Source organism: Streptomyces sp. NPDC002324 (genome assembly GCF_053593335.1).
The window spans coordinates 95,141-118,566 of record NZ_JBSFCF010000022.1; the positions used below are offsets into that span (position 1 = coordinate 95,141).

The 23,426-nt window shown below is 68.7% G+C and carries 16 protein-coding genes and 3 pseudogenes; 9 read left to right on the forward strand and 10 right to left on the reverse strand.

Annotated elements, in window-relative coordinates:
- The first annotated feature begins 108 nt into the window (after positions 1-108).
- From ACWCRJ_RS26515 to ppk2, 3 genes are all read left to right on the forward strand, one after another.
- Positions 109-1,128, forward strand: coding sequence for a zinc-dependent alcohol dehydrogenase (locus ACWCRJ_RS26515; protein ID WP_450941647.1), 1,020 nt, complete (start codon positions 109-111; stop codon positions 1,126-1,128).
- A gap of 132 nt (positions 1,129-1,260) precedes the next feature.
- Positions 1,261-1,884 (forward strand): MmyB family transcriptional regulator, encoded by a 624-nt coding sequence (locus ACWCRJ_RS26520; protein ID WP_450941648.1) that lies wholly within the window; start codon positions 1,261-1,263, stop codon positions 1,882-1,884.
- A gap of 285 nt (positions 1,885-2,169) precedes the next feature.
- Positions 2,170-2,973, forward strand: a complete 804-nt coding sequence (ppk2, locus tag ACWCRJ_RS26525; RefSeq protein ID WP_450941649.1) for a polyphosphate kinase 2 — start codon at positions 2,170-2,172, stop codon at positions 2,971-2,973.
- 242 nt (positions 2,974-3,215) lie between these two features.
- Here the strand turns inward: ppk2 and ACWCRJ_RS26530 are convergent.
- The 5 genes and pseudogenes from ACWCRJ_RS26530 to ACWCRJ_RS26550 all read right to left on the reverse strand — a co-directional run.
- Positions 3,216-3,407 (reverse strand): annotated as a pseudogene (locus ACWCRJ_RS26530) (zinc-dependent alcohol dehydrogenase); the annotation flags it as partial.
- Between the two features lie 83 nt (positions 3,408-3,490).
- Positions 3,491-4,492 carry an endonuclease/exonuclease/phosphatase family protein gene (locus ACWCRJ_RS26535; protein ID WP_450941650.1) on the reverse strand — a complete coding sequence of 334 codons (1,002 nt, stop codon included), beginning with the start codon at positions 4,490-4,492 and terminating at the stop codon, positions 3,491-3,493.
- A complete protein-coding gene (locus ACWCRJ_RS26540; RefSeq protein ID WP_450941651.1) occupies positions 4,489-4,995 on the reverse strand; it encodes a hypothetical protein in 507 nt (168 codons plus the stop codon). Before ACWCRJ_RS26540 ends, ACWCRJ_RS26535 begins: the two co-directional genes overlap by 4 nt.
- Positions 4,996-5,809: 814 nt before the next feature.
- The gene (locus ACWCRJ_RS26545; protein WP_450941652.1) at positions 5,810-7,243 is read right to left on the reverse strand and encodes a glycoside hydrolase family 43 protein; all 1,434 of its coding nucleotides are present in this window, start codon (positions 7,241-7,243) and stop codon (positions 5,810-5,812) included.
- A 457-nt stretch (positions 7,244-7,700) separates the two neighbouring features.
- On the reverse strand, positions 7,701-8,450 hold the full coding sequence (locus ACWCRJ_RS26550; RefSeq protein WP_450941653.1) for an AbfB domain-containing protein: 750 nt from the start codon (positions 8,448-8,450) through the stop codon (positions 7,701-7,703).
- 389 nt (positions 8,451-8,839) lie between these two features.
- On the opposite strand from ACWCRJ_RS26550, the gene ACWCRJ_RS26555 reads away from it, so the two are divergent.
- From ACWCRJ_RS26555 to ACWCRJ_RS26565, 3 genes and pseudogenes are all read left to right on the forward strand, one after another.
- On the forward strand, positions 8,840-9,007 hold the full coding sequence (locus ACWCRJ_RS26555; RefSeq protein WP_450941654.1) for a hypothetical protein: 168 nt from the start codon (positions 8,840-8,842) through the stop codon (positions 9,005-9,007).
- Between the two features lie 247 nt (positions 9,008-9,254).
- Positions 9,255-10,673 (forward strand): non-reducing end alpha-L-arabinofuranosidase family hydrolase, encoded by a 1,419-nt coding sequence (locus ACWCRJ_RS26560; protein ID WP_450941655.1) that lies wholly within the window; start codon positions 9,255-9,257, stop codon positions 10,671-10,673.
- A gap of 116 nt (positions 10,674-10,789) precedes the next feature.
- Positions 10,790-12,435, forward strand: a pseudogene (locus ACWCRJ_RS26565) (glycoside hydrolase family 27 protein).
- 108 nt (positions 12,436-12,543) lie between these two features.
- Here ACWCRJ_RS26565 and ACWCRJ_RS26570 read toward each other — a convergent pair.
- Complete coding sequence (locus ACWCRJ_RS26570; RefSeq protein ID WP_450941656.1) at positions 12,544-13,134, reverse strand: hypothetical protein; 591 nt, start codon at positions 13,132-13,134, stop codon at positions 12,544-12,546.
- A gap of 750 nt (positions 13,135-13,884) precedes the next feature.
- On the opposite strand from ACWCRJ_RS26570, the gene ACWCRJ_RS26575 reads away from it, so the two are divergent.
- The 3 genes and pseudogenes from ACWCRJ_RS26575 to ACWCRJ_RS26585 form a co-directional block, all read left to right on the forward strand.
- A complete protein-coding gene (locus ACWCRJ_RS26575) occupies positions 13,885-16,779 on the forward strand; it encodes a glycosyl hydrolase family 95 catalytic domain-containing protein (RefSeq protein ID WP_450941657.1) in 2,895 nt (964 codons plus the stop codon).
- Between the two features lie 235 nt (positions 16,780-17,014).
- The gene (locus tag ACWCRJ_RS26580) at positions 17,015-18,451 is read left to right on the forward strand and encodes an FG-GAP and VCBS repeat-containing protein (RefSeq protein WP_450941658.1); all 1,437 of its coding nucleotides are present in this window, start codon (positions 17,015-17,017) and stop codon (positions 18,449-18,451) included.
- A gap of 140 nt (positions 18,452-18,591) precedes the next feature.
- Positions 18,592-19,008, forward strand: a pseudogene (locus ACWCRJ_RS26585) (FAD-dependent monooxygenase); the annotation flags it as partial.
- On the opposite strand, the gene ACWCRJ_RS26590 reads toward ACWCRJ_RS26585, so the two are convergent.
- The 4 genes from ACWCRJ_RS26590 to ACWCRJ_RS26605 all read right to left on the reverse strand — a co-directional run bounded on the left by ACWCRJ_RS26590 (position 18,983) and on the right by ACWCRJ_RS26605 (position 23,332).
- Positions 18,983-20,170 (reverse strand): ABC transporter ATP-binding protein, encoded by a 1,188-nt coding sequence (locus ACWCRJ_RS26590; RefSeq protein ID WP_450941659.1) that lies wholly within the window; start codon positions 20,168-20,170, stop codon positions 18,983-18,985. The pseudogene ACWCRJ_RS26585 and the gene ACWCRJ_RS26590 overlap by 26 nt on opposite strands.
- A gap of 27 nt (positions 20,171-20,197) precedes the next feature.
- Positions 20,198-21,031, reverse strand: a complete 834-nt coding sequence (locus ACWCRJ_RS26595; RefSeq protein ID WP_450941660.1) for a carbohydrate ABC transporter permease — start codon at positions 21,029-21,031, stop codon at positions 20,198-20,200.
- Entirely contained in the window at positions 21,031-21,990 is a 960-nt protein-coding gene (locus tag ACWCRJ_RS26600) for a carbohydrate ABC transporter permease (RefSeq protein WP_450941661.1), read from the reverse strand. Before ACWCRJ_RS26600 ends, ACWCRJ_RS26595 begins: the two co-directional genes overlap by 1 nt.
- A 70-nt stretch (positions 21,991-22,060) precedes the next feature.
- Positions 22,061-23,332 (reverse strand): ABC transporter substrate-binding protein, encoded by a 1,272-nt coding sequence (locus ACWCRJ_RS26605; protein WP_450941662.1) that lies wholly within the window; start codon positions 23,330-23,332, stop codon positions 22,061-22,063.
- Positions 23,333-23,426 lie beyond the last annotated feature (94 nt).

The window sequence follows — 23,426 nt, forward strand, 5'->3', positions numbered from 1 at the left end:
GACCACAGGGCCCGGGCCGGCAGGCAAGACCGACCGGCCCGGGCATCCCATGCCCCGGCAGGCAAGACCGACCGGCCCGGGCATCCCATGCAACCGAGGAGCTTTCCCATGAAGAGCCTGATGTTCGTCGCCCACGGCCGACTGCGCTTCGACGAGGTCGACGCCCCCACCCTCGTCGACGGCACGGACGCTCTCGTGCGCCCGCTCGCGGCCACGACCTGCGATCTCGACCACCATGTCATCGCCGACAGGACCCCGTTCTCCGGATTCGGCCCGTTCCCGCTCGGCCACGAATGCGTGGGCACGGTGGTCGAGGTCGGCCCCGCCTGCACGAACGTCGCGGTCGGAGACGTCGTCGGCGTCGCCTGGCACATCGCCTGCGGCACCTGTGCGCAGTGCGAGCTCGGCCACACCGCCCGTTGTCTCGTCCACGGAGACGCCCAGTACGGCCTCCCGGTCAACGGAGCCTGGGGCGGCACCTTCGACGAACTCATCCGCGTTCCCTACGCGGACTTCAACCTCGCCAAGCTGCCCGCCGGGGTCGACCCCGTGCACCTGGCCTCGATCGGCGACAACCTCGCCCTCGGGTGGGAGACGGTGATGCCGACCGTCGCCACAATCCCCGACCCGAAGGTCGCGGTCTTCGGCGGTACCGGCTCCATCGGCCTGTACGCGGCCGACGTGGCGGTCCACTGCGCCGGCGCCCGTACCGTCTACTACGACGACGACCCGGTCAGGATGAAGGTCGCCGAGCGGCTCGGCGCCGAGGTCCAGGACATCCACGGCAAGCGCGAGAAGGACTTCCACCTCGCCGTGGACGCCAGCTGCAACCCCGAGCGGCTGCGCAAGGCGCTGCTGTCGGTCATGCCCGAGGGCCACGTCAACAGCGTCGGTATCTACTTCGACGAGGTCCGGCTCCCCTTGCTCTCGCTGTACCAGCGCGGCGTCCACTTCCACAACGGCAAGGGCCACGCACGGCCGAACATGACACCGACGCTGGAGGCGGTGGCCGCCGGCACGCTCCATCCCGAGCTGATCACCAGCGGGATCCACGGCTGGAACGAGATCCCCGACGTACTGACCTCCGACCGCCCCGGCCACAAGCCGATCTTCGTCCTGGAGGGCTGAGGCGACGGCACCGTCCGTACGTCGCGGAGTGCACCGCTCGCTTGGCGGCGCCGAGCTGATCGATGGCCCGTCGCACATCTCCCCGGCCAGATCGACGGAGAGCCCGGCCTGGCCCCCGAGGACGTCCTACGGATGGCCGGCCTCCTGCCCCCGCAGGAGGGGACGGTCTCCACGCACGTGCCGGCGAGGGTCCAGCGGATGCTGGCGCGCCTCGGGGAGTTCCCCGTGGGCGTGTTCAGTGCCGACTGGACCTTGCTGTCCTGGACGCCGGCGTGGGCCGCGTTGTTGGGCGATCCCAGCGGACGGACACCGGCCGAACGGAACCTTGTGCGAGCGGTGTTCGCCACCGGGCCCAGTGGGCTCGCGGCCTGGCCGGTGCTCCCGGAGGGCGACGCCCTGAACCCCGCCCTCGTCGCCGATCTGCGCACCGCTCTCGTCGACCATCCCCATGACCGCGGGCTGAGCGACCTCGTCACGGAACTGCGCTCCACCAGTGCGGAGTTCGGTCGGCTGTGGGAGGAGGGTGCGGTCGGTCCGCACCTCTCCGCCCGCAAGACCGTCGTGCACCCGCAGGTCGGCGAGGTGACCTGTGACTGCGACGTGCTCACCGTCCCCGGCTGCGACGTCCGCCTGGTCGTCTACACGGTGGCCGCAGGTTCCGTCGACGCCGAGAAACTGGAGTTCCTACGGGTCACGAACGGCGTCCGCCCCGACCGCTCCTCACCTTCGGAGCCCGGACTGTTCTCCACACCGTGACGACCGGGGCGGCCGGAACTGCCTCGTCCAGCCGCCGGAGGTGCGCAGCGGCGGGCGGGCGCTGACCCGGTCGGCGGCCCGGCACCGTGGGGTCACCCCGTCCGGGGCCGGTGGCGAAGCGCCCGGCACTACCTATCTGCCCGGCGGCCATGTTATTGGCGGCCCGCCAGTGGGCGTCCAGGGTGCGCAGTTCGTCGTCGGTCAGTACGGTGACGTTCTGGTGTTCGACCTTGGTCATGGGTGACTCCGGAACTCATCGACGGGTCGTCGGGTGGTGGAGGCGGCATGGCTGGCGAGAAGGCGACGAAGGTGCCGCGCGCGGCGTACGAGGAAGAACTGCTGCGCCTGCAGACGGAGTTGGTGAAGCTCCAGGAGTGGGTACGGGCGGAGGGCGCCCGGCTCGTGGTGATCTTCGAGGGGCGGGACGCGGCGGGCAAGGGCGGCACGATCAAGCGGGTCGCCGAGCATCTCAATCCGCGCGTCGCCCGGATCGCCGCGCTGCCAAAGCCGACGGAGCGCGAGCGCACCCAGTGGTATTTCCAGCGGTACGTGGAGCATCTGCCGGCCGCCGGGGAGATCGTGCTGTTCGACCGGTCCTGGTACAACCGGGCCGGAGTCGAGCATGTGATGGGCTTCTGTACGAAGGAGGAGTACCAGCTCTTCCTTCGGCAGTGCCCGATCTTCGAGCGGATGCTGGTGGAGGACGGGATCCTGCTGCGCAAGTACTGGTTCTCGGTGAGCGACGGTGAGCAGCAGGAGCGGTTCCGCAAGCGGCTGGAGGATCCGCTGCGGCGCTGGAAGCTGTCGCCGATGGACCTGGAGTCGCTCGCACGCTGGGAGGCGTACTCCCGGGCCAAGGACGAGATGCTCGTGCACACCGACGTCTCCGAGGCGCCCTGGTTCGTCGTCGAGAGCGACGACAAGCGCCGGGCACGGCTGAACATGATCGCCCATCTGCTGGGCTCCGTGCCGTACCACGAGGTCCCGCCGCCCGTGCTGGAGCTGCCGTCGCGACCGCCCTCGACCGGCTACGAGCGTCCGCCGCGTGACCTGCAGACCTACGTCCCCGATCACGCGGCGAGCCTCTGAGCCGCCGGGCACCACGGTCACCCGCTCTCGGGAACGATCACGACCGGGCAGGCGGGAGTGGTGCAGCACGCCGTGCGCCACCCGGCCGAGCTGGAGCCCGAAGTGCCGCTGTCGGCGCCTGCCCCCCGATCAGGAGGTAGGCGTCGTACGAGGCGTCGACCAGCACGTTCCGGGCGTATTTCTCGGCCGTCCGGCGCTGGAGCCCGTACATCGGCGGGGGCGTCCCGCAGCGCGCGGCCTCCAGGGTCTCGGCGGCCTGCCGCCCGGGTCCGGCCCGCCGCGTGCAGCTGGTACACCTCGGCAAGATCCTTCAGGGTGCCACGATCGAACCGATCACGCTGGTGACCGTGCACGACGGTGTCGAAGATCGGGACCTGGACGGTGCCGTGCGCGGGCAGGGCGACCATGACGAGCTTGCCGCGACGGCCGCGTCCAGGCCGCGGTCCTGGCCTCCCATCCGCAACACCCGGACATCGGCGACGCCGCGGGGTGAGGGGCGAGAGGCGGTTCCGTGAGGTCAGTCGAAGTCGAAGCTGGCCACGACGGGGGCGTGGTCGGACTCGGGGTACTTGATGTCGGTGGCGAAGGCGATGGAGTCGTCGTGGAGGATCTCGTTGTGGATCTCTGAGCCGCGGTAGTGGGCGAGGAGGTTGCGGGTGACGAGCATGTGGTCGATCATCTGGCCGCGACCGTGGTGGAAGAGGGTGTAGCGGGCCTCGTTGGGGATGGTGTGCTCGATGGGGACCAGGACCCGGGTGGCGAGGTCGCCGTTGTTGGTGTCCTCGACGTTGCCGCAGATGGCCAGGACCGGCACCTCCTCGGGCTCGGCGTTGAAGTCACCGGCGACGATGATGCGCGCGTCGGGGTCGTCGTCGAGGATCTGGTCGATGAGGCGCCTGACCTCCAGGGCCTGGCTCATACGCTTCATCGACGACAGGAAACTGCCCTCGGCCCAGCTGTCGGCACTGCTCCAGATGTCGTGCCGGGGGCCGATCAGCCGACCGGGGATGTCACTGGGGATCTTGGATTTGAGGTGCAGGTTGATGACGTGGAGCAGGCGGCCGGGGGCCGCGTGGTCGATGTCGATCTGCGCGTGCAGGATGGGCCGTTCGATTCCGATCGCGACCGGCGCGGCGTCGGGCGGGTCGGCGGTGAGCCGCTGGTAGCGGGGCTCGTTGACGAGGTCGTTCTTCAGCTGCTGGTGCTTGATGACCGGCATGTGGGTGGCGATGACCAGGTTGCGCAGGTCGAAGACCGCGTCGTTCGCGGGCTTGGTGCTGGTCAGGGACGCGCCGTCGAGGTTGGTGCCGGCAAGCAGCTCCTTCAGCGCGAGCAGGTCGCGCGGCTGTCCGGGGCGTTCCTGACCGTGGACTTCCTGGAAGCAGGCGATGTCCGCCCGCAGCCGCGTGATCTGCGGCTTCATCAGGGCGATGCGTTCCTCCAGCGACGGCCGCGGGACGTCCGGGGCGGGCTCGTCGAAGTTCTCCAGATTGAACGTGGCTATCCGTATCGGTGTCACTGGTTCCTCCTGGGTTCGCCGTGGGCGGGATACGTGATGGCGGCTACGTCGCCGCGTGGGGACGAGAGTGGGACCCGCTTGCCGTTCGGCCGGGCAGCGGTGGGGGTCGGGCGCGTCGCGGGATCCTCATGGATGGGCGGGGCCGAATTCGGGGGGGCGCGGTGAAGGTGATCTCGCTGATGTGCCGGGCCACGTCGCGGGGTAGGGTCGTCGACGCTGAGCGCCTCGTGTCGAGGGGCGCCCTGACCCTCCCGGCCGGCGAAGGTCGCGTCGAACAGGGAAGGCGGTCCGGTGAGCGCGAAGGAGATGCCGACCGCGTCCCCGACCTCGAAGCCGCGGTGCACCTTGAGCACCGGCCGCTCCTGGGACTCCAGCGAGCAGCGGAAGGCACGCTCGTAGAGTTCGGGAGGACCGGAGATGTTGAGCGTCGCCTCCCGCGCGAGTTCGGCAGCGCCGTCTCGGCCACGCTCGGCGTCGCGGAACACCGTGAAACCGGCCCTCACGCAGCTGCTGCGCTGCCTGCTCCACCACGCGGGGCTCGGACTGGACCAGCCTGCGCCGTTCGGGCGGTGACGGCACCGGTCTCGAAGAGTGAGGTGCCTCCGATCGAACGGGGTGAGGCCTGGGCGTGGACGATGCTGGGCAGGCCGTTGTCGAGCTTCGGCATCTTCGGCTTGCTGAGGAGCCTCTGGCTTCCGTTCGGATAGGGCGCGTTCATCTCTGCCACCTCGTTCCGCCTGGGTATCCACGCCGCACAGCGGCCGGCGTGGGAGGCTCTGCGGCCTGCTGTTCGGTGGCGCCCGCCGCGCGCCGCGGATTCGCGCTACCCGCAATACACCAATATTGCACGAAAGGATTCCACCCACCCGTTCAGCCGAGGGAGGGGTCGAAGGAGCCTTCTGACCCGTCAAACCGACAACGGTTGAATCGCGAAGGGTCAAGCGCGCCCGGCACGTTGGAGGAGCGGCAGGTCCGTGAGCGGGAGGCGCCGCACCGGGCCGCGTCCAGGATCTGGGGCACCCCCGGCGGCAAGCCGGTCGAGGAGGTCGGCGAGGTTCCCGGCATCATCTGGCATGCCTGGACCGGGAGTTGGCCGCGCCATCGTGGCCGACCGGAGCCGGAGGCCGTAGACCCGCCCCCGAAGCCAAAGCCGGGCCGGGCTACGGGACTTGATGCCCGGAATGCAGGGGGATGCCGACGCCTCCCCCGCCCGCGCGGAGAGCGGGCAGGGGGCGGGAGGTCGCCGTGAGGGCGCCGGCATCCCGGTCGAGTCAGGTCAGGTCAGGAGCGGGTCGGGTCGGGTCGGGTCGGGTCGGGTCAGCTCGTCACGCGGAAGGTGGCGTCGCCGCGCCCCGTGGCGGTGGTGATCGGGTCGAGCCTGAGTTGGTACGCGTAGTGGCGGATGTACCGGTCGGGGTAGTTGTAGGACTGGAACGACGACCATGTCGCGTCGGCGAGTCCGGCGACCTGGCGGAAGGTGGCGTCCGCGGCGAAGCCGCTCGTGCCGTCGTAGTAGGCCAGCTGGAAGTCGAATCCCGAGTGCCGCAGGAAGTAACCGGGGAAGTTCACCGACTCGAAGGAGACGGTGCCGGTGCCCGCCAGGCCGGTGCGCATCCGGAACTGGGAGTCGTCGACGGGGCTGACGTTCGGGTCGATGCGCACGTCGAAGTTGGTGTGACGCACGTACCGGTCCTGGAAGTTGTACGACTGGAGACGGTTGATCGCGGTGTTGGGCCAGCGTGCGAGCACGCGGCTCTCCTCGGCGGCCGTCATGTTCAGGATCCAGCCGTGGCGCTTCTTCGTGCCGCCCATGTTGTAGCTGCTCGACGTCTGCTTCTGGTAGGCGGCGGGGTTGGAGGGGTCGGTGGTCAGGACCGGCATGTAGCCGCCGCCGGTGGCGTACTGGTCGAGGTAGAGGGCCCACTTGTTGGTGCCGTTGAACTTCATCCACATCGGACCCTCCACCATGGACCCGGTGAGGCCGATGCCGGAGAGGTTGCCGAGGTTGGTCCAGGTCCCCAGGATCGAGTTGCTGCCTTCGAGGGTGATCTGGCCGTCGCCGGAGGCCCGCACGTAGCGGTAGTTGCCGACACCCGAGGGCACCTCGATGATCTGGGTGTCGATGATCTCCTGGGTGCCGGGACGCTCGATGTAGGTCTGCGGGGTGGTGATGGTACGGAAGTCCGTGGTGCGGGCGTAGTAGATGCGGTGCTTCGTCGCGCCGTTGAGGGGCACGTTGGTCGCCCAGTACAGCACGTAGTCGTTGGTCTCGGGGTTCCAGATCGCCTCGGGCGCCCACGCGTTGCGTCCGTCGGGGATGGCTCCGGCGACGTTGAGCAGCCACGGCTGGGACCAGGTGACCAGGTCGCTCGACTCCCACACCACGAGGTTACGGCTGCCGTTGTTGATGGACTGGCTCCACGTCTGCCCGCAGTCGATGCACAGGTCGGTCGCGATGATCCAGTACTTGCTGCCGTCGGGGGATCTCACCAGCGCGGGGTCGCGCACCCCCTTCGTGCCGACCGGGGAGCGCAGGACCATGCCTCCGCCGTTGAGGTCGTTCCAGTGCACCCCGTCCGTGCTGTGCGAGAGGTACATCTGCTGCTTGGCCGACCCCTCCCCCGTGAAGTGGACCATCAGGTAGCCCGGGTCGGCGGCGGCGGCCCGCTCGGGTGCGGTCAGGGCTTGGGAGGTGAAGAGTAGGCAGGCGGCGACCAATATCGCCGCCAGCCGGCTGATGAGCCTGGCCATGCGCGTCTCCTGTCGTGCTACGGGTGCCATGATCGGGTGCCGGTTCTCAGCGCCTCAGCGTGTCGGCGGCCGCCGGAGGCGGAGCCGACCGCAAGGGGCCGGAGTGAGGGCGAGTGAGGCAGGCAGGGCCGACTCAGGAGCCACGAGAGTTGACCAGTGGCAGGTGGGGTGCACCGGCTGTCTCCTTTGACGGCCAAGCGTTCGAAATTTCGATCACTGTACGTAACTTCGACAGAAGATAAGTTTCGGACAAGGGCACGTCAATGGGACCGACTGATCTGCGCAGCGAATTTTTCTGTGCACACGAGCGGGCGGCCACGACGGCCGCGGAGCCTGCGACCCCCGCCGAAGACGTGGCGGGGGTCGCTTCCTGCACGGCCTGGCCGCGTGAACGGCATCGGCCCGCCGGACTGTGCCGACGGACCGATGCCCCCTCATGTGCGGTTGCGGTCGTAGGTCAGGTCAGTCCTTGCCGCGGGCGCCAGATCTGGTTCTCGCGGATCTCCCTTCTGCTCTCGTGGCTGCCGCACAGGGGGAACAGCTCGACGACCGCAGGTCGTGAGCTCGGGCTGCGGCAGCGCAGGCGTCGTCCCGCCGCGCTCTCCGTCCGAGGACGCGGCGATCGCGTGTGAGAGGGGCGAAAAGACCGTGCCGTCGCGGGAGGATCCGCGACGGCACGGCAGATGGGGGTGGGTCGGACAGGCCAGGCCCAGGGGCTGACCGCGGTGAAGGAGCTGTCGGCACGGAAGGCGGCTGTGTCCTGGAAGGTGTCCACGCGCAGCGCGTAGGCGTAGTGGCGGATGTAGCGGCCGGGGTAGTTGTACGACTCCAGGCTGACGGAACCGGCGGTGCTGCCGGCACGGGCGCAGAAGGTGGCGTCCTTGTCGAAGGTGCCGGTGCCGTTGCCCGCGTCGAAGCGAATCCGGAAGTTCCAGTGGCGCATGTATCGGCCTGAGGATTCGCGGAAGGAACAGCACTTGGCGTCGGCAAGGCCGGGCACGACAGTGAGGGTGGCGCTCCGCTTGACGGCGGTGCTGCTGGAGGAGCTCACCGGTTCGATGTAGCCGAGCTTGCCGGAGCGCACCACGGCGTACCGGTCGGGGAAGTCGACCGAACGCAGCGACTGGGTGGTGTTGACGGGCAGGGTGACGTCGACCGTCTCCTTCAGCACGGTGGCGTGGCCGATGAATCCGGACAGCGTGGGCACCTCGGTGGGCGTGGACCGTCGAATCCCCTGTTCGCCGCCCCCACTCCTCCGCAACACATCCAATGTCTGACCCGCGCGCAGATCGCTGCCAGATGCCCATCTGGCAAGCAATCGAGACTTTTGTGTCGCAGGACTAGACACGGACAACATTCATATCCGTTAATCCATCCCATGTAGCAGCGGCGAAAACGGATGAGTCCGAGGCCCCTCAGGGTCCCTGGCTTCTTCGTCGAGCCGTGCTGCCGCCTTGCCCACGATCGCCGAATCGGGCGGAGTTCCGACGATCGAACAGGACACCACTGTGCCGGAAGAGTTTCACGCGCATGAGTTTCCCGTCGGCACGGCAACCCCAGCAGTTGCCGCCAGGGCGGTGGGCACAACCCACGGCTTTGTCCACGGCAGACGGTGGCCGCGCACTGCAGTGGTCGGACAGCGGCACCGCCGACCGCATAAGGACACTGCTCGCCCCGGTCGGCGGGACCTACAAGATCCGCAACACGCACAACGGCAAGCTGCTCGCCATCGCGGGCAACTCGCCGCTGTCGGTGTGTTCGTGATCCAGGACTCCGACGACGGGACCGCCGAAAGCCGGTGGCGCAGCCTACGGAATCAGGGCCGGGCCCAGGCTTTTCGACCGTCCAGGAAAGCGGGGTTCGGCACATCCTCGTCCTCTCTCTTGCGCGACACTTCGACCCTTGTTCGACATCACGAACATCTGAGGAACCGTCACCGCGCACCGACAGTCCGGACAGCCGTTCCTGACGGGCCCACCCGGATCACGCAACCAAGAAGAACGAGGCTCACATGCGCAGACGTAGTTTCAGCCGCAGACATCTGTCTGCCATGGTCGCGGCTCTGGTCGCGTCGGCGGCGACACTCGTCGCCGACCCGGCTCACGCGGCCACCAGCGGCGCCTTGCGCGGCACCGGTTCCGGCCGGTGTCTCGACGTACCGGGCGCCAGCCAGACCGACGGCGCGAACCTGCAGATCTGGGACTGCTGGGGCGGGTCCAACCAGCAGTGGACGCTGACGGACAACAACCAGCTCACCGTGTACGGCAACAAGTGCCTGGACGTCCCGGGCCACGCCACCGCGTCCGGCACCCGGCCGGTGATCTGGTCCTGCAACGGCGGTACGAACCAGCAGTGGCGGGTCAACGCCGACGGCACGGTCGTCGCCGTGGAGTCCGGGCTGTGCCTGTCCGCCACTGGTTCCGGTACGGCCAACGGCACGGCGGTGGAGATCGCGACGTGCAGCGGCGGCAGCCACCAGAAGTGGACCGGCCTGTCCGCACCGCCGGGCGGCACATGTTCCCTTCCGTCGACGTACCGGTGGACGTCGACGGGTGCGTTGGCGCAGCCGGCGAACGGATGGGCCGCGCTGAAGGACTTCACCACCGTGACCTACAACGGCAAGCACCTCGTCTACGGGACCACCTACACCGGTTCGTCGTGGGGCTCGATGATGTTCAGTCCCTTCACGAACTGGTCGGACATGGCGTCGGCCGGCCAGAACAACATGACCCAGACCGTGGTGGCGCCGACGCTGTTCTACTTCGCGCCCAAGAACATCTGGGTCATGGCGTACCAGTGGGGTGCGTCTCCCTTCATCTACCGCACGTCCAGCGACCCCACCAACCCCAACGGCTGGTCCGCGCCGCAGTCGCTGTTCACCGGAAGTCTTCCCGCCACCGACAACTCCCCCACGGGTGTGATCGACCAAACCCTGATCGCCGACGACCAGAACATGTACCTGTTCTTCGCCGGCGACAACGGCAAGATCTACCGCGCGAGCATGCCGATCGGGAACTTCCCGGGCAACTTCGGCTCCTCCTACACCACGATCATGAGCGACACGGCGGACAACCTGTTCGAAGCCCCGCAGGTGTACAAGGTCCAGGGCCAGAACCAGTACCTCATGATCGTCGAGGCGAAGGGTGCCAATGGCCGCTACTTCCGCTCCTTCACCGCCTCCAGCCTGAACGGCACCTGGACCCCCCAGGCCGCCACTGAGAGCAACCCCTTCGCTGGCAAGGCCAACAGCGGCGCCACCTGGACCAACGACATCAGCCACGGTGACCTGGTCCGCAACAACCCCGACCAGACCATGACCATCGACCCCTGCAACCTGCAGTTCCTCTACCAGGGCAGAGGCACCACACCGCCGAACACCCCCTACGAGAAGTGGCCCTACCGGCCCGGCGTGCTCACCCTGCAGCGCTGATCCTCCCGCACACGATCACCAGCTCATGACCGTGCTCTCATGACCGTGCTCTCATGACCGTGCTCTCAGGCTCGCAGAGCGGCTTCCGCCTCGCGAGCCGGGAAGGACCCCCCTCCATGGTTCCCCTGCACAAACGAATACTGCGTCTCCTCGCGGCCACCGCACTGACGCTCACCGCCTGCGTCACCGCCTCCGTCGGTACACCCGCCGAGGCCGCGCCGGGCAGCCCCGCGCTCACCCCGCCGCTGGGCTGGAACAGCTGGAACAGCTTCGGATGCGGGATCACCGAGGCTCAGGTCCGCCAGGCCGCCGACGCGATGGTGTCCTCAGGGATGAAGGACGCGGGCTACCAGTACGTCGTCGTCGACGACTGCTGGTTCAACCCGCAGCGTGACAGCGCGGGCAACCTCCGGGCCAACCCGACCACCTTCCCCAGCGGCATGAAGGCGCTCGGCGACTACATCCACGGCAAGGGCCTGAAGTTCGGCATCTACCAGGCACCCAACGAGCGCACGTGCGCCCAGGGCGTGGGCACCTATCCCGGCTCCACCGGCAGCAAGGGCCACGAGGCCCAGGACGCCGCCGTCTTCGCCGCGTGGGGCGTGGACTACCTCAAGTACGACTGGTGCTCCGGCAGTGGCACCCTCAGCGAGCAGATCACCCAGTTCAGCATCATGCGCGACGCCCTGCGAGCCACCGGCCGCCCGATCATCTACAGCATCAACCCCAACAGCTTCCACGCCCCCACCGGCGCCACCTACGACTGGGGCCAGGTGGCCGACCTGTGGCGGACGACCGAGGACCTGCTCGACATCTGGCAGAACGGCAACACCAACAGCTACCCCATGGGCGTCGGCAACGTCCTGGACATCACCGCGCCGCTGGCCGCGCAGTCGGGTCCGGACCACTGGAACGACCCCGACATGCTGGTCGTCGGCCGTCCCGGTCTGCCGCTGACCGAGTCCCGCTCCCACTTCGCCCTGTGGGCGCTTCTCTCGGCCCCCTCATCGCCGGCAACGACATCCGCACCATGTCCAGTGACGTGAGCGCGATCCTGCGCAACCCCCGTCTGCTCGCGGTGAACCAGGATCCGTTGGGCGCGGGCGGACGCAGGGTGCGCGACGACGGAGACACCGAGGTGTTCGCCAAGCCCCTGTCCGACGGCTCGGTCGCCGTGGGCCTGTTCAACCGGGGGAACAGCACCGCGACCCTCACCTCCACGGCCGCGCAACTCGGCCTCACCGGCGAGGCGTTCACCCTCACCGACCTGTGGACCGGTGGTACGTCGAACACCTCGGGCCAGATCTCCGCGAGCGTTCCGGCGCATGGTGTGGCCGTGTTCAGGATGACCGGCGGCAGCCCCGTGGCCTCCACCACCGCACGCCTGCGCGGTACCGGCTCCGGTCGCTGCCTGGACGTGGACCGCGCCTCCACCACGGCCGGGTCGACGGCGCTGATCTGGGACTGCCACACCGCCGCCAACCAGCTCTGGACCACCTGGGCCGGAGGCGAGATACGCGTCTACGGCGACAAATGCCTGGACGCCTACAACCAGGGCACCACCAACGGCACACGGGTCATCATCTGGTCCTGCAACGGCCAGAACAACCAGAAGTGGACCACGCAGGCCGACGGGTCGATCCGCAACCTCCACGCCGGACTGTGCCTGGACGCCCAGCAGGGGGGCACCGCCAACGGAACCCCTGCCGTCCTGTGGACCTGTAACGGCCAGAACAACCAGAAATGGACCACTCTCCGGTAGCCCACCCCTCCTGCCGCGCAGGCAAGCGCCCGACCGGAGGAGGGCGGTCCCACGACAGCGTGCCACGCTACGGGGACCGCCCTCCTCCCCCGCCACGGCCGGCGTTGTTCAGCCGATCGGCTGCCGCAGCTCGGCCCGGATCCGGACGGTTCGCTCGGCGAGGCCCGCCAGGTCCACCTCACCGGCGTCCTTGGAGGAGACAGCGGGATCGATCTCGCCGATGAGCGCGCCGGTGTTGCCGTCGTTCCAGGCGCACATCGGCGTGATGACCCGCATGTTCAGGTCCTCCTTGGCGACCACCTGACAGGTGACGGTGACGTCCGCGCCGGAGGGACGGAAGTCCTGGGGCGCCCGCGCGACCGACACGCCGTCCGGGCCGGCCGCGTCCTTCAGCATGGCGTCCCGTGCGTCGTCGGCGTCCTTGAACCGGCCGTACATACCGCTGAGATTCAGCCGGCCGCCACGGTCCGCGGGAATGTAGATCGCGACGGCCGCCCTGACGTCACGGCCACCCAGGGCGCTTTCGGCGTGCTGCAGGTAACTGTCTTGCGGGGCGTCGGAGAAGTCCTGCTCCAGTGCGTACTCACCGTCGAGCAGGGCCTGGGGAAGGGCCAACCGATACCGGGCCTCGGGATAGTCCCCTTCGGCGTCGGTCTTGACGGCCACGACAGCGGCTCCGGCGGCGATCAACAAGGCCATGGCCCCGCCGACCACCCCCAGGACGACTCCGATCCGACTCTTCGGCGACGGCGGAGGCGGAGGCGGAGGCGGAGGCAGGAGGTACGGCTGGGACGACAAGGGTTGCTGCGGCGGCGGGGGTGTGGACACGGCCTGAAGCTACTGCACCCACGGTTCCCTCAGAGCTCGGTCGCCAGTCAACCGCCGCCTCTTCAACGGTGGTTCCGCCACCATTCACTCCCTGGTCGATCGCCGTCCGCCGCCGAGGTCAGATTCCGAGCACGCGGAGTCCCCGCCGACCTTCTGCGCAGCAGAACCTTCACGATACATCCCATGACCACTGAGTTGACTGGGGCGCCCCGCCTCTTCCCTTTTCACACCTCATGACACGGAACCTACCCTTTAGATCAGCCGTCACGGCAAGATTACTCGATACGACTCTGGACAGGGTCACCGAACTCACCCTTAAATCCATCCCATGTCTGCTCCTCGCCCTGCCGCGACCCCGAACAGCACCGCCCGAACGAGCGGCGGCGGCGAGAAGCTGGCGCGACCGTCCGAGGAGGCCGTCGCCGACTCCCCCAGCGCTCTCCCACGTCACGGGAGGAGGCAAGGTCGAGGCTCCCCGTCGCCTCCCCTGCCGCCCGTCCCCGGTCACGCGCCGAACCGCGCGGCGACGGGGCCGTAACCACGTACGTACGTTCCGGGCCCCCACCCCAAACACCCGCACCCCGCACCCCGCACCGCCCGACAGACTAAGGAATTCGCGTCATGGAACACCCCCACCCCCTGGACCGCAGACACTTCCTCACCGCCGCCGCGCTGACCGCCGGAGCAGCCGCGCTCCCCGGCGGGCTCCTCTCCGGCACGGCCGCGGCGGCCGTACCGCCGCAGATCACCGTCCCCGACCGCGGTATCTACGACACCTCCCCCGCCTCCTCCTGGACCGACGGCTTCCTCACCGGCAACGGGGAGTACGGCGCCATCCTCCACGGGGCCGCCGCGCTGGAGAAGGTGGTGTTCAACTACCACCGCCTGGTGCTCCCGAACGGCACCCGCACCGTGAAGCCTCCCGTTCTCTCCGGCCGCCTGGAGGACGTACGGGACAAGGCGCTCGCCGGCAACTACGCCGGTGCCAACAGAGATTTCGCCTCCGGATGGTCGCTGCGCTGGACGCAGACCTACCATCCCGCGTACGAGCTGCGTATCGCCACGCCGGGCATGACCACCGTCAACGACTACGGCCGGGTCAACGACTTCCGTACCGGCGAGGTCAGTTCCAGCTGGACCGACCAGTACGGCACCTGGACCCGTCGGGCCTTCGTCTCCCGCGCCGACAACGTGATCGTTCACGAGCTGACGCCCGCGCCCGGCCGCACCGTCGACACCACGCTCAGCGTCAACACCGCGCTCGACGGGCTGCCCGGCAGTCTGAGCTTCACCACCCGCGCCACCACGAGCAACGGCTCCGGCTATCTGAACCTGCGCGGCACCTACCCCGCCGGACAGGGCGCCTTCGGCTACGAGGGCGTCACCCGCGTCGTCGCCACGGGATCGGGCTCCTCCGTCAGCGCCAGTGGTTCCACCGTCGTGGTGGCCAAGGCGACCAAGGTGATCCTGCTGACCAAGCTGGACCGCTACGAGTCTGCCACCACGTGGAACTCCGAGCCGTTGCACGCCGAGCTGGCCCGGCTGGGCACCGACTACACGGCGCTGCGGTCCGCGCACTCCGCCGTCCACACCGAGTTGTACGACCGCTCCCGCCTCGACCTGCACGTCTCCGACGCCGACCGCAAGCTCTCCGTCAGCGAGCTGATAGCCCGCCAGAACGCCAACCGGAGTGTCATCGACACCGCTCTAATGGAGCGGCTCTACGACTCGGGCCGCTATCTCTTCATCAGCTCGAGCGGCGTACTCCCGCCCCGGCTCACGGGCATCTGGACGGGGTCCTGGAACGGTGCCTGGGCCGACGACTTCACCACCGACGCCAACGTCAACCTTCAGGTCGCCGGCAGCAACATCCTCGACCTCACCGACGTCATGGAGGGCTACTTCGACCTGATCCTCGACCAGCTGGACGACTGGCGGACCAACGCCACCAACCTCTACGGCGCGCGCGGCTTCCTCGCCCCCTCCCGGACCGACGGCGAGTACGGCCACATGCTCCACTTCGACAACAACAGCTTCCCGGGTCAGTGCTGGACCGGCGGCGCGGACTGGCTGCTGTACCCGTTGCTGGAGTACTACGAGGTCACCGGGGACAGCGACTTCTACCGCACCAGGCTGGCCCCCGCCCTGATGGAACTGGCCCTGTTCTACGAGGACTTCCTCACCCGTACGGACTCCGACGGCAAGGCCGTGTTCGTGCCGTCCTTCTCCATGGAGAACTCCCCCGGCAACACCGGTGTGTGTCTGTCGGTCAACGCCACCGGCGACATCATGGCCGGCAGACACGCTCTGCGGGCCGCCGTCGACGCGGCCGACACCCTGGGCGTGGAGCAGGGCAGCGGTCAGGGAGTGGCACGCTGGACGGCGCTGCTGCGGAAGATCCCCGACTACCGCGTCAACAGCGACGGCGCGCTCGCCGAATGGTCCTGGCCCACGCTGAGCGACCGCTACGACCACCGGCACATCCAGCACCTGTACGGCGCCTGGCCGCTGCACGAGATCAATCCCGAGGATGAACCGAAGCTCGTTGCCCCGGCGCTCAAGGCCCTGGAGAAGCGCGGCGACCAGAACATCTCCGCCCACGGCAGCCTGCACCGCGCCCTGGCCGGCGCGCGTCTGAAGGACGGCGCGAAGGTCTACGACAACCTCAAGAAGATCATCGGCTACAACATGCTCTTCAAGTCGCTGATGACCTCCCACAATCCCGACCTCGACATCTACAACGCCGACGCGGCCAACGCCTTCCCGGGCGTACTCGCCGAGGCCCTGCTCTACACCCGCCCCGGCGTTCTGGAAATCCTTCCCGCCCTGCCCGACCAACTCGCCAAGGGCTCCCTCACCGGCGTACGGGCCCGCGGCCGGATCCGTGTCCACACCTTCAGCTGGGACCTGTCCGCCCGCACCGCCACCCTCTCCGTCACGTCCGCCGTCGACCAGACCATCAGCCTCATCAGCCGCCGAGGCATGACATCGGTGACCACCTCCGCGACCGTGGCCTCCTCCCCGCTCGGCACCCACGCCCGCAAGGTGACCCTCGTCGCCGGACGCCGCACCGACATCACCGTCTCCCTGCTGACCGGCTGGTTCAAGCTGGTCAACCGGCGCAGCGGCAAGGTCCTCGACATCAGCGGCGCCGGCACCGCCAACGGGGCGAAGGTCATCCAGTGGGGCTGGTCCGGCGCCGTCAACCAGCAGTGGCGCTTCCTCCCCAACCCCGACGGCTCCTTCCGCATCGCCGCCCGCCACAGCGGACGGCTCCTGGACAGCCCCGGCGACTCCACCCCGGGCACCCAACTCGACCAGTGGCAGGACACGGCTAGCGACAACCAGTGGTGGAAGCTCGTCGACGCGGGCGACGGCCACTACCGCCTCGTCAACGTCCGCAACACCACCTGGTGCGTGGACGCCGACAGTGGGCCGACCGCCGACGGCGCCCGAGTCGTCCAGTGGCCCGTCGGCACCGGCACGAACCAGGAATGGCAGATCGAAGGCGTGTGACGGCACGTGAGCCGCTCACCGAGCAGTGGCGCGCCTCGCCGTCCCGCGAGGTGACACCGCCGGCTGCTCGGTGTGCAGGTACCGCCGGCTGCTCGGTGTGCAGGTGAGGGAGAGGAGAGTACGGGAAGGTCGTGTCCACCGGGCGGCCACTTTCACACAACCGTTCGTACACCTCGTGCGTCACACCCCCGTAAGCCATCACCGTCATTTCCTGCTTCGACCATGGGAGTTCACCGTGCGCGCACGCACCCTGGCCGCCACCGCCGCCGTTGCGGCCCTCACCGCTACCGGCCTGACCCTGCCGCTCGCCGGGAGTGCCGCGGCCGCGACGACCGCGCGGTTCGACTTCAACGGTGACGGATACGCGGACATCGCGGTCGGCATGCCTGACGCCACGGTGAACGGCAAGGCCAAGGCCGGCTATGTCAGCGTGATCTACGGTGGCGCGCAGAGCCCGTACCAGTCCACCGGCGTCATCAGCCAGGCCGAGACCGGCATACCCGGCACGCCCGAGGCGGGTGACCGTTTCGGCTCCTCCGTGGCGCCCGTCGACGTGAACGGCGACGGCGTCTTCGAACTCGTCGTCGGCGCGAGCGGCGAGTCGCTCACCTCCGACCAGCTCGAGGACGAGGGCACCATCACCGTCCTGGACGGCTCGGAGTGGAACATCAAGGGCACCACCGTGGCCCGGGGTACATCCGAGTACAGCGGCATCGGCCGCACCATCGCCACGGGTGACTACGACGGCGACGGCGACACCGACCTCGCGTACGGCGAGAACGGCGAGGAGCACGGCGCGCTCCGGTTCCGCCCGGGCCCGCTCACCGCCGATCCGGTGACCACCACCACGGTGCGCAGGTACAGCATGGGCGGGACCACCCGCGCTCTGGCCACCGGCGACTTCGACGGCGACGGCCGGGACGACCTCGCCGCCACCTGGAAGGGCTTGGAGGACTCCAGCACCTTCGTCACCCGCTGGGACGACCAGGGCAAGCCCGCCCAATGGTGGGCCGACGCCGACCGCGGCAGCACGCTGGCCGCCGCCGACTTCGACCAGGACGGCACCGACGACCTCGCGGTCGGCCTCGTCCAGCCCAATCCCGAGACGGAGACGACGCATTGCGAGGACCGGCTCGGCGGTGCGGTGCTCCTGCTCAAGGGCTCGAAGACCACACCGTTCGGCACCGAGAACGAGTGCATCACCCAGTCGAGCCCGGAGGTCGGCGGAAACGCCGAGGAGGGCGACGACTTCGGCGCCGCGCTGGCGGCCGGTGACCTGAACGCCGACAGCCGCCCCGAACTCGTGGTCGGCGTGCCCGGTGAGGACGTGGGCACCTTGAAGGACGCGGGCGGATACGTCGTCATGAACAACATGGGCCAAGGCCTCCATGGCGGTCTGGCCCGCAGCCAGAGCACCCCGAACATGCCCGGCGCGGCCGAGGCCGGCGACCGCTTCGGCGCCCAGGTGGCCGTCGGCGACTACAACCGCGACGGCCTGTGGGACAGTGCGGTCGGCGCGCCCGGGGAGAACGACGGTGAGCCCAGGTCGGGTGGCGTCTGGTTCGTACCGAGCAGCACCGAGGAGACGTACCCGCCCGGCAAGTCGCTGACCCCGTTCGGCTTCGCTCTGCCCTACGGGGCCATCAAGTACGGCGAGGTGCTGGGGCTTTAGCCGGTCTCGAACGGCTCGGCCGCCGGTGACGGCCACTCCCCCACCGGCGGTCCCGGCGACGGTTCCGGGGCCGCAGCCGGGAGCCTGGCTCCCGGTCGTCCGCGTAGCCGACGGCGGCGAGCACACCGAGCGCGGTGCCGTTCATCGACGCGGTCAGCCAGATCCGCCTGTCTCGCTGGTCCAGCGGCAGGGTCGTGCTGGTCGGCGACGCCGCATACGCACCCTCGTCCTCACCGGACAGGGCACCAGCCTCGCGCTCGTCGGCGCGTACATGCTCGCAGGATCCCTGGCCGGCCGGGACGCCGCCGCGGGCTTCGCAGCCTCGAACACGACACCGGCGCCTTCGTGTCCATGAACCAGGACCAGATCGGAAATGCGGCGGCACGGTCTTCCCCACCACCGCGGACGACCAGCCCAGTCAGTCCTCACCAGCCCGACTTCATGCCCACGAGGTAGTGCACGGAGCGCGCGGCGACGGCGGTCACGCGGAAGGCGCGCGGCTCACAGTTGCGCACCCCGTGTGGCGCGTCGTCAGTTCGCGACCAAAGGATGGGTGAGGTTCGCGCCGGTCGCCGGGTCGAACACGTGCGCCTTGGCCATGTCGACCCGCAGTTCGACCGGCTCGCCCTCGCGGGCGCGCGTGGCGGCGTCCAGGCGGGCCACCATGTGACCGGTGTCGGCGCCCGTGTCGCGCAGGCCGGAGTCCTTGGCCAGTTCCTCCAGTTCGGTGGTCGTCGCGGGTCCGCCCTCCGCGCTGAAGTAGACGTACACATCGGAGCCCAGGGACTCCAACACCTCCACGGTGGCGGTGAGGACCGGGCCCGTCCGGGCCCGGTCGTGAGCCAGGGCGGCATCCTGGAAAGCCTCCGGTCGCAGCCCCACGATGACCTCGCGGGGCGCGTTCTGGCGTTCCAGCGCCTGCCTCGTACGGTCGTCGAGGGCCAAGTCGCCCAGGGGCGAGTGCAGGACGCCGTCCTCCATCGTGGCGTTCACGAAGTTCATGGCCGGGGAGCCGATGAAGCCGGCGACGAAGATGTTGCGCGGCAGGTCGTACAACTCGGCGGGGGTGCCGATCTGCTGGACCAGGCCCTGCCTCATGACCACGACACGGTCGCCGAGCGTCATCGCCTCGGTCTGGTCGTGGGTGACGTACACGGTGGTCGTGCCGAGGCGCCGCTGCAGTCGGGAGATCTGGGTGCGCATCTGGACCCGGAGCTTGGCGTCCAGGTTGGACAGTGGCTCGTCCATCAGGAACGCCTTGGGATCACGGACGATCGCCCGTCCCATGGCCACCCGCTGGCGCTGCCCGCCCGAGAGGTTGGCGGGCTTGCGGTCCAGGTGGTCGGTCAGGTCGAGGATCCGCGCGGCCTCCGTCACCTTGGCCTCGATCGTGCCCTTGTCCACCTTGGCCAGGCGCAACGGGAAGCCCATGTTCTCGCGGACGTTCATGTGCGGGTACAGGGCGTAGCTCTGGAACACCATGGCGACGTCGCGTTCCTTGGGGGCGAGGTCGTTGACGACCCGGTCTCCGATGCGCAGTGTGCCCTCGGTGATGTCCTCCAGTCCGGCGATCATGTTCAGGGTGGTGGACTTGCCGCATCCCGACGGACCGACGAGGATCACGAACTCGCCGTCGGCGATCTCGAGGTTCACGTCCTTGACGGCGAGGGCCCCGTCGGGAAAACGCTTGGTGACTCCCTCAAGGATGATCTCGGCCATGGGATGGTGCCTCCTTGCCTTGCCCGTTCAGCCCTTGACTGCCCCGGAGGTCAGTCCGGCGACGATGCGCCGCTGGAAGAGCAGAACGAAAACGATGATCGGGATGGTGATGATCACAGCGGCGGCTGCGATCGACCCGGTGGGTTGCTGGAACTGGGAGCTTCCGGTGAAGAACGCGATCGCGGCGGGCACCGTGCGCGCGGACTCGGTGGACGTCAGCGAGATCGCGAACAGGAAGTCGTTCCAGCAGAAGATGAACACGAGAATCGCGGTGGTGAACACGCCCGGCGCGGCGAGTGGCACGATGACCATCCGGAAGGCCTGCGCGGGTGTCGCCCCGTCGACCTTGGCGGCCTTCTCCAGATCCCAGGGGATCTCCCGGAAGAAGGCCGACAGGGTGTAGATGGCCAGCGGCAGCGAAAAGGTCATGTAGGGGATGATCAGGCCGATCCAGGTGTCGAAGATCCCGATGATCCGCTCGATGTTGAACAGCGGGGACACCAGGGAGATCGGCGGGAACATGGCGATCAGCAGGGACATGCCGATGAGCACCCGCTTGCCGGGGAAGCGCAGTCTGGCCACCGCGTAGGCGGCCATGGTGCCCAGCGCCACCGCGATCACCGTGGCGATCAGGGCGATACCGATCGAGTTGATCAGCGCGCGGGTGAACTCGGCGGTCTCGAAGATGCCCCGGTAGTTCTCCCAGGTCCAGTCCGTGGGGATGTAGTTGCCGTCGGTCAGGGTGGTGGGGTCCTTGAAGGACAACGCGGCGATCCACCACACCGGGAACAGGGCGTACAGCACCACCACCACATTGATGACACCCCATCGGGCGGCAGGCGTCTTGCCTACTTCGGCCATCAGCGCTTCACCTCCGCGCCAGGCGCGGCGGCGCCGAACAACTTGACGAACGTGAAGGCGATGATCCCGACACAGAGGAAGATCAGGACCGAGATCGCCGACCCGATGCCCAGGTTCAGTGCGGTGAACAGGTTGTCGTACCCGAGGATCGAGAGAGAGCCTGTTTCCTGGGCTCCCGCGGTCAGGACGTAGATGTTGTCGAAGATCCGGAACGCGTCCAAGGTACGGAACAGCAGCGCCACCAGGATCGCCGGCTTCATCAGCGGCACCATGATCTTGGTGAAGCGCTGCCAGGCAGTGGCACCGTCCACCATGGCCGCCTTCAAGGTCTCCTCAGGCACCAGCGCCAGGCCCGCGAGCAGAAGCAGCGCCATGAACGGCGTCGTCTTCCACACCTCGGCGAGGATGATCAGCCAGAGGGCGGGCCACTTCTCGGTCAGCGGAGCGTCTCCGCTGGGCAGCAGCTCGGCGAGGTAGCCGAGGTCGGGCGTCCAGGCGTACTGCCAGGAGAAGGCGGCGACCACGGTGACGATCCCGTACGGAATGAGGACCGACGTACGGACGACACCGCGCCAGAAGATCGTGCGGTGCATGATCAGGGCGAGCACCATGCCGAGGACGAGTTCGATCGTCACGGACACGGCGGTGATGAACAGGGTGACCCAGAAGGCGTCCCACCAGAACGGGGAGGAGAGCACCGCCCCGTAGTTGCCCAGGCCCACGAACTCGGCCCGCCCGGGAAAGCGCAGGTCGTACCGCTGGAGGGAGAGATATACGGCGTACCCGATGGGGTAGGCGGTCACCGCGATCATGACGACGACCGCGGGCGCACAGAGCAGCCAGCCCAGCCGCCGCTCCTGCCTGGCGCCCGCCGAGAGTGTCGACCGGTCCGGCCCCGCCTGCTTGGTGTCCGCCCCCGGGGGAGGCGGGCTTCCGGGCGGTTGCGCCCGCGTGCTCATCTCGGGCCGTCCAGGGAGGGGGCACGCGCACCACGGCGCCGGCTGCCCGAGTCGGGTGGTTGGAGGTGGTTCACGGGATCACACCCTCGGATCGCAGGGCATCGTCGATCTGCTCCCTGACGGTGTCGACGGAACTCACCGGTCGGATCCCCGACGGCGGGGACAGCGTGTGGGAGACCGCGATCGACACGTTCTGGTAGGCGGGAGTGAGCGGGCGCACGCTCGCCGACTCCAGGGCGGCCAGCACCTCGCGGGAAAACGGGTACTCCTTCATGAACGCGGGCTCGTCGTACAGGGCGCGCAGGGTAGGCGGCAGACCGCCCTCGAGCGCGGCGGAGAGCTGGTTCTCCCGGTTGCGCAGGCACAGCGCCGCCTCGAAGGCCAGGCCGGGGTGACGCGAATACGCGCTCACCGCCAGATCGATGCCTCCGATGGTGGGCCGTGCCGCACGGTTCACGTCGACCCTCGGGTACGGCGCCCAGCGGAAGTTCTTGAACAGGTCGGGGTTGTTCGCCTTCATCGACGGATAGACGAACGGGTAGTTGAGTTCGAACGCCGCCACTCCCGACTCCATGGCGAGCCGGTTCTGGTCCTCCATCTGGTTGGGCAGGGAGGGGTCCGCGGCCGGGGACTTCGCCAGATCACGCATGATCCCGGCGGCCCGCACGGCAGGTGCACCGAGGGAGGGCTCGGTCGCACGCGCGTTGAGGATGGAGCCGCCCGCGCTGTTGATCAGCGAGTTGAACCAGACGGTCAGGCCCTCGTACTGAGCGCCCTGGATCTCCACGAAGTGGGGTTTGCCCTGCCGGGCGAGCGCCTCGGCCATGTCCAGCATCTCGGCCCAGGTCCTGGGCGGGGTGGGCACCAGATCCTTGCGATACCAGAGGAGTTGGGTGTTGGTGTTGTACGGGACGGCGTACAGCCGGCCTTTCCAGGTCGAGGTCTGCAGAGGCACACGCAGCGTGCCCGTGATGGCCCGCTGCTTCGCCGCTCCCTTCCATTCCCGGATCCAGCGCGCCTCGGCGAACTCCGCCGCCCAGGTGACGTCCAGGCCCAGGATGTCGAGCGAGTCGTCCTCGGCGGCGAGTCTGCGGACGAGCTGCTGGCGTTGGCCGTCCGCGGCACGCGGGAGCTTGTTGTAGCTGATCCTGTAGCGTCCGCCCGACGCCTGGGTGCACCGGTCGGCCGCCTTCTGGAGGGCGCCGGAGTCGTCGGGGAAGTTGTACCAGTTGAGGGTAGGCCGGGCGGAGCCCTCGTCACCGCCACAGGCGGCGAGCATCGACACCAGCAACGGCAGTACGGCGAACGCCCGCAGCCAGCGTGTGTCCCTGTGACGCCTCATCCGCCCCGAAACCGGCCGGTAGCCGCACCTCGCCTGCACGCGCTCCACACCTCGCTTCCGGACGCCGGCACGGGAGCCGGACCCCGCGGATTTC